This is a genomic window from Aeromonas sp. S13(2024), from assembly GCF_041402405.1.
In the GTDB taxonomy this organism is placed as follows: Bacteria; Pseudomonadota; Gammaproteobacteria; order Enterobacterales; family Aeromonadaceae; genus Aeromonas; species Aeromonas veronii.
This window is the reverse complement of sequence record NZ_JBGLRA010000002.1, coordinates 67,632-79,911: the sequence shown is the minus strand read 5'-3', so window position 1 is coordinate 79,911 and position 12,280 is coordinate 67,632. Positions and strand designations below refer to the sequence as shown.

The 12,280-nt window shown below is 57.4% G+C and carries 14 protein-coding genes; 11 read left to right on the top strand and 3 right to left on the bottom strand.

The window, feature by feature from the left end:
• The 3 genes from proQ to ACB042_RS04085 form a co-directional block, all read right to left on the bottom strand.
• Window positions 1–639, bottom strand: coding sequence for an RNA chaperone ProQ (gene proQ / locus ACB042_RS04095; RefSeq protein ID WP_279504740.1), 639 nt, complete (start codon window positions 637–639; stop codon window positions 1–3).
• 102 nt (window positions 640–741) lie between these two features.
• Window positions 742–1,200 carry a GAF domain-containing protein gene (locus ACB042_RS04090; RefSeq protein ID WP_005360536.1) on the bottom strand — a complete coding sequence of 153 codons (459 nt, stop codon included), beginning with the start codon at window positions 1,198–1,200 and terminating at the stop codon, window positions 742–744.
• A 93-nt stretch (window positions 1,201–1,293) separates the two neighbouring features.
• The gene (locus ACB042_RS04085) at window positions 1,294–1,755 is read right to left on the bottom strand and encodes a hypothetical protein (RefSeq protein WP_236317541.1); all 462 of its coding nucleotides are present in this window, start codon (window positions 1,753–1,755) and stop codon (window positions 1,294–1,296) included.
• Between the two features lie 281 nt (window positions 1,756–2,036).
• On the opposite strand from ACB042_RS04085, the gene ccoN reads away from it, so the two are divergent.
• From ccoN to ttcA, 11 genes are all read left to right on the top strand, one after another.
• Window positions 2,037–3,461, top strand: a complete 1,425-nt coding sequence (ccoN, locus tag ACB042_RS04080) for a cytochrome-c oxidase, cbb3-type subunit I (protein WP_005336616.1) — start codon at window positions 2,037–2,039, stop codon at window positions 3,459–3,461.
• A 16-nt stretch (window positions 3,462–3,477) separates the two neighbouring features.
• Complete coding sequence (gene ccoO, locus ACB042_RS04075) at window positions 3,478–4,092, top strand: cytochrome-c oxidase, cbb3-type subunit II (protein WP_005336618.1); 615 nt, start codon at window positions 3,478–3,480, stop codon at window positions 4,090–4,092.
• 10 nt (window positions 4,093–4,102) lie between these two features.
• Window positions 4,103–4,282 (top strand): CcoQ/FixQ family Cbb3-type cytochrome c oxidase assembly chaperone, encoded by a 180-nt coding sequence (locus ACB042_RS04070; RefSeq protein WP_005336620.1) that lies wholly within the window; start codon window positions 4,103–4,105, stop codon window positions 4,280–4,282.
• Window positions 4,282–5,265, top strand: coding sequence for a cytochrome-c oxidase, cbb3-type subunit III (gene ccoP, locus ACB042_RS04065; protein ID WP_005351929.1), 984 nt, complete (start codon window positions 4,282–4,284; stop codon window positions 5,263–5,265). The genes ACB042_RS04070 and ccoP overlap by 1 nt, the downstream gene beginning before the upstream one ends.
• A 140-nt stretch (window positions 5,266–5,405) precedes the next feature.
• The gene (locus tag ACB042_RS04060; protein WP_043820362.1) at window positions 5,406–5,906 is read left to right on the top strand and encodes a FixH family protein; all 501 of its coding nucleotides are present in this window, start codon (window positions 5,406–5,408) and stop codon (window positions 5,904–5,906) included.
• A gap of 86 nt (window positions 5,907–5,992) precedes the next feature.
• Window positions 5,993–8,377 carry a heavy metal translocating P-type ATPase gene (locus ACB042_RS04055; protein WP_371177858.1) on the top strand — a complete coding sequence of 795 codons (2,385 nt, stop codon included), beginning with the start codon at window positions 5,993–5,995 and terminating at the stop codon, window positions 8,375–8,377.
• 138 nt (window positions 8,378–8,515) lie between these two features.
• Window positions 8,516–8,704: a cbb3-type cytochrome oxidase assembly protein CcoS gene (gene ccoS, locus ACB042_RS04050; RefSeq protein ID WP_005336630.1), complete on the top strand. Its 189-nt coding sequence runs from the start codon at window positions 8,516–8,518 to the stop codon at window positions 8,702–8,704.
• Window positions 8,688–9,374, top strand: coding sequence for a sulfite exporter TauE/SafE family protein (locus ACB042_RS04045; RefSeq protein ID WP_042054997.1), 687 nt, complete (start codon window positions 8,688–8,690; stop codon window positions 9,372–9,374). The genes ccoS and ACB042_RS04045 overlap by 17 nt, the downstream gene beginning before the upstream one ends.
• A 68-nt stretch (window positions 9,375–9,442) precedes the next feature.
• Window positions 9,443–10,198 carry an FNR family transcription factor gene (locus ACB042_RS04040; RefSeq protein ID WP_005351934.1) on the top strand — a complete coding sequence of 252 codons (756 nt, stop codon included), beginning with the start codon at window positions 9,443–9,445 and terminating at the stop codon, window positions 10,196–10,198.
• Between the two features lie 151 nt (window positions 10,199–10,349).
• Window positions 10,350–11,297: a universal stress protein UspE gene (gene uspE, locus ACB042_RS04035; protein WP_371177857.1), complete on the top strand. Its 948-nt coding sequence runs from the start codon at window positions 10,350–10,352 to the stop codon at window positions 11,295–11,297.
• 74 nt (window positions 11,298–11,371) lie between these two features.
• Complete coding sequence (gene ttcA, locus ACB042_RS04030; protein WP_005336634.1) at window positions 11,372–12,280, top strand: tRNA 2-thiocytidine(32) synthetase TtcA; 909 nt, start codon at window positions 11,372–11,374, stop codon at window positions 12,278–12,280.

The window sequence follows — 12,280 nt, the reverse complement described above, 5'->3', positions numbered from 1 at the left end:
TTAGAGAACCAAGTGCTCTGATTTGACCCGCACCATCATGCCGGTCTGCAGTTGGACCTGTACATCGTCCTTGGTTACTTCCTTGATGGTTGCCGGAACCGGGAATTTACCCATAACGACGCGCACATCCTGGCCCACTTTCAGCGTAGCGGCATCCACTTTAACCAGCGGAGCGTCAGCGACCGGTGCCTTGGTGGCAACTTTCGGCTTGGCAGCTACATCAGCTTTCTCGGTTTTGCGCACAGCAGGACGACGGGGCTTCTTGGCCTTCTCATCCTTCTCTTTGGTATTGGTACGACGGCTGGCGAATACGCGCTCTTTGCTCTCTTTCAGAGCTTGCTTGGCGTGCTCGATGTGCTCTTCGGTCAGCAGTTCGCCCGGGTTGCCATCCAGATCAACGCGAGCCTGGCCAGCTTTGAGACCGTGCAGGTAGCGCCAGCTGGAGGTGTATTGACGCAGTGCGGAACGCAGCATGGTCTTGGAGACTCTGGCATCGTCAGCAAGACGCTCGGCCAAATCCTGGAAGATGCCAATCTTGAGCGGCTTGGCCTCTCCTTCAGCAACGAAGCAGGCCGGGAATTTCTCGACCAGGTAGGCAACGATCTCTTTACTGTTCTTCAGCTTCTCAGTGTTTTCCATGTATAACCTTGGCTTTCATATAAACGCACGGGCACGTCCCGAGCACAACAAAGGCCCCATTATAGAGAGCTTGGGGCCTTTTGCGAACCATCTAGCAATGACTTAGAGCATGCTTTCCAAAATTTGCACCGTTTCTTCGAGGCCAATCCGGTCTTGCTGGTCGAAACGGTTAAAAATCGGACTGTCGATATCGAGTACCCCGATGATCTCGCCACCACGGCGCACCGGGATCACGATTTCCGAGTTGCTCGCGCCATCGCAAGCGATGTGACCGTCGAACTGGTGGACATCGTCAATGAGCTGGGTTCTCCCCTCTGCCACTGCCGTACCACACACCCCGCGGCCGACCGGGATCCGCACGCAGGCCGGTTTGCCCTGAAATGGCCCTAATACCAGGGTCTCGCCCTGCAACAGATAAAAACCGACCCAGTTGATCTCCGCCAGCTCCTGATTAAGCAGTGCGGAGAGGTTGGCCAGATTGGCAATAAGATCGGTTTCCCCCTCCAGCAGCGCCTTGGCCTGCTGGTTGAGGGTGCGATAAAACGGTTGTTTTTCAATCATGATTAAATGAACTTCACTCCCTGATGGTTTGGGGAAGGTAACGCCTGGCCGGGAAATTTCAAATATTTTTTCCACTCCCCACCTCTTGCGCCGTTATTCCCGGGCAACGGAAAGCGCCAATTGCTGGCGTTGACCATTACTCCACTCGATATTTAACAACCAGATCATGACGGGTGATGTACAACTCCCCACCTGGGTCACCCCCTGCCACTGTCCGTCTATCTCTTCAAAACTCACCGGAATGGTGCCCATAAACATATCTTTGCCTTCGAGTGTCGCTTTCACCGGTTTGATGGCCGGATCGCCGCCGGTAATAGCGATGGCAAAGTCATGCTCGGCGCGCAGCGGTAATTCCTTGATGGCAACCGTCAGCGGCTTGTCACCAATCAGCGTGCTGCAAGGGGTGTGGGAAAGATCACAAATCTGATCTTTTTTCTGGTCAGCAGAGACGCTGTTATCGGCCGAAAACCAGGTGCGATAGGCCATCAGCGCCAATAACAGCGCCAATACCAGTACGAGGTGCAAAACTTTACGTGCGGTAAGTCTCTCTTTCATCAAAAACAGCCCGATTAAGATGCAATTAAAATAGTTTTTTGTGATCTCGAACAAGGTAAAAAACTGCCATATCGAGACCGGACGGAGCCAAATATATCACTGTTTATACTGTTATTTTACCTGTCAGTTCAGTATCATTCCCATGCAGTTTTCATTTAGCCATCTTTTGCTTTTCCTTTCGTTAACAGATGTTAACAACTGGTCGGCGGTGGCTGATGAAGCCAGTCCGGTCCTCCGGATACAAAACCAAACAACAGCAGCATCGGAAGCGGAATATAACGATGAGCCATACAACTAACCATCCTGAGTACAACTACACCGTTGTTCGCCAGTTTACCGTCATGACGATTGTCTGGGGAATTGTCGGCATGTCGGTTGGCGTACTGATCGCAGCCCAGTTGATCTGGCCTGCCCTCAACTTCGAGACCCCGTGGCTGACTTACAGTCGTCTGCGGCCCCTCCATACCAACGCAGTGATCTTCGCCTTCGGCGTCAGTGCACTGATGGCCACCTCCTTCTACGTGGTTCAGCGCACCTGTCAAACCAGACTGTTTGGTGGCCCGCTGGCAACCTTCGTCTTCTGGGGCTGGCAAGCGATCATCCTCTCTGCCGCCATCTCTCTGCCGCTGGGTTACACCTCCGCCAAGGAGTATGCCGAGCTGGAGTGGCCGATTGATATCGCCATCACTGTGGTATGGGTCGCCTATGCCATCGTCTTCTTCGGCACCCTGATGAAGCGCACCACCTCCCACATCTATGTGGCGAACTGGTTCTTCGGCGCCTTCATCATCACCGTTGCGGTGCTGCACATTGTCAACAACATGGAAGTGCCGCTCTCCGGCATGAAGTCCTACTCCATGTACTCCGGCGCCATGGACGCCATGGTGCAGTGGTGGTATGGCCACAACGCGGTAGGCTTCCTGCTGACCGCCGGCTTCCTGGGGATGATGTACTACTTCGTGCCCAAGCAGGCCGGTCGTCCGGTTTACTCCTATCGCCTCTCCATCGTGCACTTCTGGGCGCTGATCTCCCTCTATATCTGGGCCGGTCCGCACCACCTGCACTACACCGCACTGCCTGACTGGGCTCAGTCGCTGGGCATGGTGATGTCCCTGATCCTGTTCGTACCCTCCTGGGGCGGCATGATCAACGGCATCATGACCCTCTCCGGTGCCTGGCACAAACTGCGTTATGACCCCATCCTGCGCTTCCTGATCGTCTCCCTCTCTTTCTACGGCATGTCGACCTTCGAAGGCCCGATGATGGCGATCAAAACCGTCAACGCCCTCTCCCACTACACCGACTGGACCGTTGGTCACGTTCACTCCGGTGCGCTGGGCTGGGTTGCCATGGTCTCCATCGGTGCGGTTTATCACCTGATCCCGAACCTGTTCGGCCAGGGCCGGATGTACAGCGTCAAGCTGATCAACGTTCACTTCTGGCTGGCGACCGTAGGCACCGTGCTCTACATCGTTGCCATGTGGATTTCCGGCGTGATGCAGGGCCTGATGTGGCGTGCAGTCAACGAAGACGGCACCCTGACCTACAGCTTCGTTGAAGCGCTGCAGGCATCCTATCCCTTCTATTTCGTGCGCTTCCTGGGTGGCTGCTTCTTCGTCACCGGCATGTTGCTGATGGCTTACAACGCCTATCGCACCATCACTGCGCCCAAAGGTTCTCTGGAACCTGTCGCCCAGCCAGCATGATTGAAGAGGTCAACCCATGAGCAACAATAACCGTCACGAAATATTTGAAAAAAGCGTTCCCATGCTGGTGGTCGGCATCATCTTCGCCATCAGTCTGGGGGGCCTGGTTGAAATCACTCCGCTGTTCTTCCAAAAGCAGACCACCGAGCCGGTGGAGGGCCTCAAGCCCTACACCGCTCTGCAGATGGAAGGACGCGACATCTTCATTCGCGAAGGCTGCACCAACTGCCACAGCCAGATGATCCGTCCGTTCCGTGCCGAAACCGAGCGTTACGGTCACTACTCGGTCGCCGGTGAGAGCGTCTGGGAGCACCCCTTCCTGTGGGGCTCCAAGCGTACTGGTCCGGATCTGGCCCGTGTTGGTGGCCGCTACTCCGACGAGTGGCACAAGGTTCACCTGATCAACCCGCGCGATGTGGTACCGGAATCCAACATGCCCGCCTACCCCTGGCTTGATACCAATGTGCTGACCGGTGAGATGACCGCCAAGAAGCTGGCGCTGTTCCGCGATCACTTCGGTGTGCCCTATACCGACGCCGATATTCAGGGTGCTGGCGAAGCCGTCAAGGGCAAAACTGAGCTGGATGCGCTGGTGGCCTATCTGCAATCACTGGGTCATGCCCTGAAATAAGGAGGCGAAAATGGACTACGGCACATTTCGCGGTCTGTATACCCTGCTGTTGATGGCCATCATGATTGGCATCATCGTCTGGGCCTACAGCAAACGCCGCAAGACCTCTTTCGACGAGGCTGCCAATCTGGTTTTTGCCGATGATGAGCAACCCGGTGCTGATAAAAAGAACGCAGGAGCGAAACAATAATGAGCACTCTGTTTAGCATTTTTGTGACTGTCATCAGTCTGGGAACCATCCTCGGCTGCTTCTTGCTGCTGATGTGGTGCCGCAAGGACAAGATGGGTGTTGAAGAAGGTAAATCGATGGGTCACTCCTTCGATGGCATCGAGGAGATCAACAACCCGCTGCCGAAGTGGTGGACTTACATGTTCCTCTTCTTCATCGTCACCGGTCTGGTCTATCTGATCGCCTTCCCGGGGCTTGGCAACTTCAAAGGCCTGCTGGGCTGGCAAAGTTCCAACCAGGACGTGCGCTCGCTGGCCGAGTCCAAGGCTGCAACCGAATCGGCCAAGGCCGAAGGTCGCGCAGTGGAGTATGACCGCGAGGTCGCCAAGGCTGACGAGATCTACGGCGCCAAGTTCCGTGAACTCACCTACGAAGCGGATGGCAAAACCTATCGTGCCATCACCGAGATCGCCAAGGATCCGGAAGCCCTGAAAGTGGGTCAGCGTCTGTTCCTGCAGAACTGCTCCCAGTGCCACGGCTCTGACGCCCGCGGTGGTCGCGGTTTCCCGAACCTGACCGACAGCGAATGGCAATGGGGCGGCCAGCCTGATCAAATCAAGACCACCATCATGGGCGGTCGTCAGGGGATCATGGCTGCCTGGGGTGAAATCCTCGGCAAAGATGGCGTTCAGGAAGTGGCCTCCTATGTGCTGAGCCTCTCCGGTCGCAAGGTCGACCTGGTGGAAGCGAAGAAAGGTGAAGCACGCTTTGCCATCTGCGCTGCCTGCCACGGGGCCGATGCCAAGGGCGGTATTGCCGTCGGTGCGCCAGACCTGACCAACAACACCTGGCTCTACGGTGGCTCCCGCGAAGTGGTAGTGCAAACCATCACCCACGGTCGTCACGGCGTGATGCCAGCCTGGAAAGACATTCTGGGTGAGGACAAGGTTCACCTGCTGGCCTCCTACGTTTACAGCCTGTCTCATCAACAGTCTGCCAAATAAGGTTCGCCCGTAACGTTGTAACATGTGATAAACACGTGATTACACAGCAAAAAGCCTCGACTCCTCGAGGCTTTTTGTTATCTTGTGTTGCGTAAAAACCATCTTCCACGTTAATCATTCGTTTCATGGCAGTAGCAATCATGACCCAACCTCTATCCAAACCGTGGTATCGCCAATTCTGGCCCTGGTTTATCATCGCCCTCCCCACTGCCGCCGTTGTCGGCAGTATCGCCACCGCCATCATCGCCAGCAAGGATGGGGTCAATCTGGTGGCCGAGGACTATTACAAACAAGGGAAAGAGATCAATCAGGACTTGAGCAAGTTTGACCGCTCCGAAGCGCTCAATATCCGCTTTGGGCTGGAGGTTGACGGCAACGAGCTGACCCTCAAACCCATCAGCGGTGACATTCCTGCCGGGCAAGCTCTCTATCTCTCATTGTTCCACCCGACCTTGGCCGGTCAGGACAGCGAACACATGATCACCGCCGATGCGAGCGGCACCTATCGCCTCCATTTTGACAAGCCGCTGGTCGGCAAGTGGCACATTCGGGTCGATGCCTTTGACCACGAGTGGCGATTGCAAGAGACCGTCCAGCTGCCCACCCTGGCCCCTGTCGAACTCGACCCGAAAGGACGCTAAGCCATGACCGGCTGTTCTCACTGTGGCGGGCCGGTGCTCGCCAGCGCCCCTGCTGCTTGCATTCTGCATTCAGGGGGGCATAACGCATGACCCCCTGCTTTCACTGTGGCGAGCCGGTACCCGCCAATAGTGGCTATGCCCTTGAGATAAAGGGGATTGTTCGCCCTATGTGCTGCCCCGGTTGTCAGGCGGTGGCAGAAACCATCATGGAGTGCGGCCTCGCCAGTTACTACGATCACCGCACCGCTCCCGGCACCAAGGGAGATCTGGTACCCGAAGAGCTGGCCGCCCTCACCCACTACGATCTGGCAGAAGTGCAACAGGATTTTGTCACCGACAGCGGTACCCTTCGCGAAATCCAGCTGACAGTTGAAGGGCTCACCTGCGCCGCCTGTGCCTGGCTTATCGAACGCCGCCTGATGACACTGACGGGCCTGCGCTACATCAATGTCAACACCACCACCCACCGGGCCCGCATCAAGTGGGATCCGGAGCTGCTCTCCCTAAGTGACATCCTCAAGGGATTTGCCCAGATCGGCTATCGTGCCTACCCGTTCCAGACCCATCAACAGGAGGCGCTCTACGCCAAAGAGGTGCGTAGCTATATGTTCCGGCTGGCACTGGCAGGGCTGGGCTCAATGCAGGTGATGATGTGCGCCGTGGCCCTCTACATGGATCTCTTCATCAGCGTTGAAGATGAGTTCATGGTCTACTTCAAGTGGATAAGCCTGTTACTTTCCACCCCCATCATGATCTACTCGGCCCAGCCCTTTTACGTGGGTGCCTGGCGCAGCCTGAAACAGGGTCACCTGTCGATGGATGTGTCGGTGTCGCTGGCACTGATCGGGGCTTTTATCGCCTCCATGTGGGCCACCGTGTTCAATACCGGTGAGGTCTATTACGACTCCATCACCATGTTCGTCTTCTTCCTGCTGCTGGGGCGCTTTCTCGAGTTGCGGGCCCGGCGCAAGGCGTCGGAATCGAGCTCCAACCTGGCCAGACTGGTGCCCATCATGGCGACCCGCATCGATGATGAAGGGGAACATGATGTAGCGGCCAAGACCTTGCAGGTCGGCGATCGGGTGCGGGTACTGGCCGGCGCCACCTTGCCGGCGGACGGCATCATTGTCGAAGGGCAAGCCAGCCTCAACGAATCCATGCTGACCGGTGAACAGCTGCCCCTGCTCAAACAGCGCGGAGATCAGGTCTATGCCGGCACCATCAACACGGATGCGCCGCTGCAGATCCGGGTCAGCCACCGTATCGAAGAGTCGCGGATCGCCCAGATCATGCGGCTGCAGGATCACGCTCTTGATGACAAACCAGCCATCGCCCAGATGGCGGATCAGCTGTCGCGCCACTTTATTCTGGTGCTGCTGATCATTGCCGCCGCGGTATGGACCTTCTGGCACTTCCATCAACCGGATCAGGCGTTCTGGGTCACCCTCGCCGTGCTGGTGGCCACCTGCCCCTGTGCCCTGTCGCTGGCCACCCCGACGGCGTTGACCTCGGCCACCGCCAATCTGACCCGCAACGGCATTCTGCTGCGCCGTGGTCATGTGCTGGACGTGCTGACCAAGGCCAACCGGATCGTGATGGACAAGACTGGCACCCTGACCACAGGTGAGATCAGTCTGACCGGCACCACCACCTTGGCAGAGATGGACGAGACGCAATGCCTCGCCATCGCCCGGGCCATGGAGGCGCAATCCGAGCACCCCATAGCTCGCGCCTTCCGGCTACCTGCCGACAGTATCAGTGTGCTGCTATCCGCCCGCGAGATCACACCGGTCATCGGTCACGGCATCACAGCGCTGGTGGATGGCGTACGCTACCGCATCGGCAGTGCCCGCTGGCTTGGGCTGGATCCGGCGCAAGAGCGCGGCCGCGGTCTGGCTATCTATCTGGCCGACGAGCAGCAGGTCTTGGCCCGCTTCAATCTGGAAGATACCCTGCGCCCCGATGCCAGGGCGCTGATCGCGGCATTCAAGGCAGCAGGTCTGCAAACTACCGTGCTGACTGGCGACAGCTCTTTGCAGGCAGACGAGATTGCCCGGGAACTGGGGGTGGATGAGCTGGTCAAGGGGGTCTCACCCGATGGCAAGCTGGCCTACCTCAAGGCCCGGGAAGCCCAAGGGGATATCAGCATCATGGTGGGCGATGGCATCAACGACGCCCCGGTACTGGCCGGCGCTCACGCCTCGTTTGCCATGGCTGGTGGCACCGATCTGGCGAAAAACAGCGCCGATGCCATCCTGCTGGCCGATGACCTGAGCCGACTGCTCGAGGCCAGAGTGCTGGCAATGCGTACCCGCAAGATCATCATCGAGAACTTCGCCTGGTCCATCGGTTACAACCTGCTGGTGTTGCCGCTGGCGGCCTGCGGCTGGCTGCCCCCCTATCTGGCGGCAGCGGGCATGTCGCTCAGTTCACTCATCGTGGTGACCAACTCCATGCGCCTCAACCGATGAGACCGGTGGCGGAAAATAGCTGAAAATGTGGCCTGCCTCCGATGCAGGCCACATTTCTCACTGATAGCGGCTGGCCCCCTGCCCGAACAGAGTTACCATAGGGGACGCTTGCCAAGGATGAACGCCAAGGTACCTCTCATGAATATAATTTTTGTCCTGATCCCCATCGCTATCCTGTTTGTGATCATCGCCGGGGTCGTCTTCTTCTGGGCCATTCGCTCCGAGCAGTTTGAAGATCTCGACCGGCAGGGTTCCAATATCCTGTTTGACGAAGAGCAACCTGCCCACAAACCCGTAAAGCCTGCTGACCATGACCCACAACCTTGATCTGGCCGGCGCCCTGCTGGTCGGACTGGCAGGCTCTGCCCACTGTATTGGCATGTGCGGTGGCGTCTCCGCCGCGCTCTCCATGGCGATCCCCGCCAACAAGCAGCATTTTTGGGGGCGACTCGCCTATCTGCTCAACTACAACCTCGGCCGGATCCTGAGCTATGTGATTGCAGGTGCACTGGTGGGCGGCCTGCTCGCCACCACCAGCGAGCTGGGCGCAGGCAAACACGCCATCGCCGGATTGCGCTTGGTGGCAGCGTTATTGATGATTGCGCTTGGCCTTTATCTGGCGGGCTGGTGGCAAGGGATCTTGCTGCTGGAGCGGCTCGGCGCCAGACTTTGGCCCCGTATCAAACCGCTGGCGGGCAAATTTATCCCCTTCACCTCACCTGTGCAGGCACTGCCCTTTGGCATGGTGTGGGGCTGGCTGCCCTGCGGGCTGGTCTACTCCATGCTGACCTGGAGCGCGGCGGCCGGTTCGGCCAGTGGCGGGGCGCTCATCATGCTCTTTTTTGGCCTCGGCACCCTGCCCACCTTGTTCGCGCTCGGGGGACTCGCCGATCGCCTGAGATACTGGCTCACCCTGCGCAGTTTGCGCCTTGGCGGTGCCCTGCTGCTCATTTTGTTCGGGGTGCATACCTTCTGGATTGGCATTGCTTCCTTTTGAAACCCTATCCAAAACGGATGAGTTGATGGTAAACTTGTTTGATATAAATCAATTATTCGTATGAGCCTATGATCCCGGAAAAGAAACCTGGCAGACGTATCCAGAGCGGTGGCTGTGCAATTCATTGCCAGGATTGCAGCATCAGTCAGCTCTGTATTCCCTTCACTCTGAACGACAACGAGCTTGATCAGCTGGACAGCATCATCGAGCGCAAGAAGCCGATCCAGAAGGGTGAAGAGCTGTTCAAGGCTGGCGATGAGTTCAAATCGCTCTATGCCATCCGTTCCGGGACCATCAAGTCTTACACCATCACCGAGCAAGGTGATGAGCAGATCACTGCGTTCCACTTGGCTGGCGATCTGGTCGGGTTTGATGCCATCAACAAGCAGGCCCACCCCTCCTTCGCCCAGGCGCTGGAAACGGCCATGGTGTGCGAGATCCCCTTTGAAGTGCTGGATGATCTCTCCGGCAAGATGCCCAAACTGCGCCAGCAGATCATGCGTCTGATGAGCAGCGAAATCATGGGCGATCAGGAGATGATCCTGCTGCTCTCCAAGAAGAATGCTGAAGAGCGCCTCGCCGCCTTCCTGCACAATCTGTCGGTACGCTTCTCCGAGCGCGGTTTCTCCGCCAAGGAGTTCCGTCTCTCCATGACCCGTGGTGACATTGGCAACTATCTGGGTCTAACTGTCGAGACCATCAGTCGTCTGCTCGGCCGCTTCCAAAAGTCCGGTCTCATCAGCGTCAAAGGCAAATACATTACCGTGCTGGATCAGGTCGCCCTTGGCATGATGGCCGGTGCAACTCGCCCGCCCTGCGGCTGATTTTTCCGCTTACCCTCCCGCTTTTCTCCTGCGTTCCCTGCCGGATCCTTTCCTCTGGAATGTGATCCGGTACGTTCCCCATACCCTCCTCCTGCGCTAAGCTGTAATGGCTAAGATTCTGCTGTCATTGGACTTTTCCAAGGAGGAGAAGATGGTCAAATATCAGAATATTCTGGTGGTTATCAATCCAGAAGAGGAGCGTCAAATCGCCCTCGAACGGGCAGTCAAAGTCGCCGAGCTGGACGAAAACGCCCATCTGACCCTGCTGCTCACCATCTATGACTTCTCGTATGAAATGACTGCCATGCTCTCGGTGGACGAGCGGCAAGAGATGCGCGACGGCGTCATTTCACAGCGACGTGAGTGGCTGGACGAGATCCTGACCCCCTATCGGGCACAGGGGATCGAATGCGAAGTGAAGGTGGTCTGGCACAATCGCCCCTTCGAGTGTGTCATTCAGGAAGTGCTGGAGCAGCGTCACGATCTGGTGGTCAAAGCCACACACCATCACAGCTTCCTGCAAACCTTTATCTTTACCCCCACCGACTGGCACCTGCTGCGCAAATGCCCCTGTCCGGTGTTGCTGGTCAAGAAGGGGCACTGGCAACGGGGCGGCAACATCATCGCTGCCATCAACTGCTCAAGCGACGATCCGGACCAGAAACTGCTCAACGAACGGATCACCCAGGAAGGAAGCGACATCGCCGAGCTGCTGGGCTCCAACCTCTATCTGGTCAACACCTACCCAGGCACTCCGGTCAACGTGGCCATCGAGCTGCCGGAGTTTGACCCCAACGCCTACAACGAAGCGATCCGCAAACATCACGAAAGCCTGCTGCTCAGCCATGCCGACAAGTTCGGGATTGGTCATCTCTGGACCCGGGTAGCAGAGGGGCTACCGGAAGAGGTGTTGCCGGATATGGCCGAAGAGCTCAAGGCGACCCTGATGATCATGGGCTGTGTCGGCCGTACCGGTCTTTCTGCTGCTCTGCTCGGCAATACTGCCGAACATGTGATTGACCGCCTCTCCTGCGACATCCTGATCCTCAAACCGGCGGACTACAGCTGCCCGGTCGACAGTCGTCGCAAACAATCATAAGGTGCCTGGCACCTTGCCCTCCCCCGGGACATGGCTATAATAACGCGCTTATTTGTGTCCCGGGTTTTACGAGCATGCTAGAAGAGCTGAACGCCAAAGAAAAATACAGTTTTAACAAACTGCAGAAGCGCCTGCGGCGCAACGTGGGTCAGGCCATTGCCGACTTCAACATGATTGAAGAGGGCGACAAGGTCATGGTCTGCCTCTCCGGCGGCAAGGACAGCTTCGGTATGCTCGACATACTGATGAGCCTCAAAGCCAGCGCCCCCATCCATTTCGATCTGGTTGCCGTCAACCTGGATCAGAAGCAGCCCGGTTTCCCCGAGCATGTGCTGCCCGAGTATCTGGATTCCCTCGGTATCGAGTACAAGATCGTCGAGGAAGATACCTATTCCATCGTCAAGGAGAAGGTACCGGAAGGCAAAACCACCTGCTCCCTCTGCTCACGGCTGCGCCGCGGTATTCTCTACCGCACCGCCCAGGAGCTGGGTTGCACCAAGATTGCCCTTGGCCACCACCGCGACGACATCCTCGAGACCCTGTTCCTCAACATGTTCTACGGTGGCAAGCTCAAGTCCATGCCGCCCAAGCTGGTGAGCGACGATGGCAAGAACGTGGTGATCCGCCCGCTGGCCTACTGCAAAGAGAAGGATCTGATCCGCTACGCCGACGTCAAAGCCTTCCCCATCATTCCGTGCAACCTGTGCGGCTCGCAGGAGAACCTGCAGCGTCAGGCCATCAAACAGATGATGCAGGATTGGGATCGCCGCTTCCCCGGTCGTATCGAAACCATGTTCACCGCCATTCAGGACGTGATCCCGAGCCACCTGCTCGACCACAAGCTGTTTGACTTCAAGAGCATCAACCGCGACTCCGGCATCATCGATGGCGGCGACAAGGCGTTTGATCCGCCCGAGATGCCAAAGGCGCCGCTGCTGGACATCGACGAGATGGACATGCTGGATGTGATTGAAGTGCGCTAA

What these genes read in the sequence shown, in the direction of transcription:
- proQ (WP_279504740.1), bottom strand. Translation starts at nt 639, where the DNA reads ATGGAAAACACTGAGAAGCTGAAGAACAGTAAAGAGATCGTTGCCTAC.
- ACB042_RS04090 (WP_005360536.1), bottom strand. Translation starts at nt 1,200, where the DNA reads ATGATTGAAAAACAACCGTTTTATCGCACCCTCAACCAGCAGGCCAAG.
- ACB042_RS04085 (WP_236317541.1), bottom strand. Translation starts at nt 1,755, where the DNA reads ATGAAAGAGAGACTTACCGCACGTAAAGTTTTGCACCTCGTACTGGTA.
- ccoN (WP_005336616.1), top strand. Translation starts at nt 2,037, where the DNA reads ATGAGCCATACAACTAACCATCCTGAGTACAACTACACCGTTGTTCGC.
- ccoO (WP_005336618.1), top strand. Translation starts at nt 3,478, where the DNA reads ATGAGCAACAATAACCGTCACGAAATATTTGAAAAAAGCGTTCCCATG.
- ACB042_RS04070 (WP_005336620.1), top strand. Translation starts at nt 4,103, where the DNA reads ATGGACTACGGCACATTTCGCGGTCTGTATACCCTGCTGTTGATGGCC.
- ccoP (WP_005351929.1), top strand. Translation starts at nt 4,282, where the DNA reads ATGAGCACTCTGTTTAGCATTTTTGTGACTGTCATCAGTCTGGGAACC.
- ACB042_RS04060 (WP_043820362.1), top strand. Translation starts at nt 5,406, where the DNA reads ATGACCCAACCTCTATCCAAACCGTGGTATCGCCAATTCTGGCCCTGG.
- ACB042_RS04055 (WP_371177858.1), top strand. Translation starts at nt 5,993, where the DNA reads ATGACCCCCTGCTTTCACTGTGGCGAGCCGGTACCCGCCAATAGTGGC.
- ccoS (WP_005336630.1), top strand. Translation starts at nt 8,516, where the DNA reads ATGAATATAATTTTTGTCCTGATCCCCATCGCTATCCTGTTTGTGATC.
- ACB042_RS04045 (WP_042054997.1), top strand. Translation starts at nt 8,688, where the DNA reads ATGACCCACAACCTTGATCTGGCCGGCGCCCTGCTGGTCGGACTGGCA.
- ACB042_RS04040 (WP_005351934.1), top strand. Translation starts at nt 9,443, where the DNA reads ATGATCCCGGAAAAGAAACCTGGCAGACGTATCCAGAGCGGTGGCTGT.
- uspE (WP_371177857.1), top strand. Translation starts at nt 10,350, where the DNA reads ATGGTCAAATATCAGAATATTCTGGTGGTTATCAATCCAGAAGAGGAG.
- ttcA (WP_005336634.1), top strand. Translation starts at nt 11,372, where the DNA reads ATGCTAGAAGAGCTGAACGCCAAAGAAAAATACAGTTTTAACAAACTG.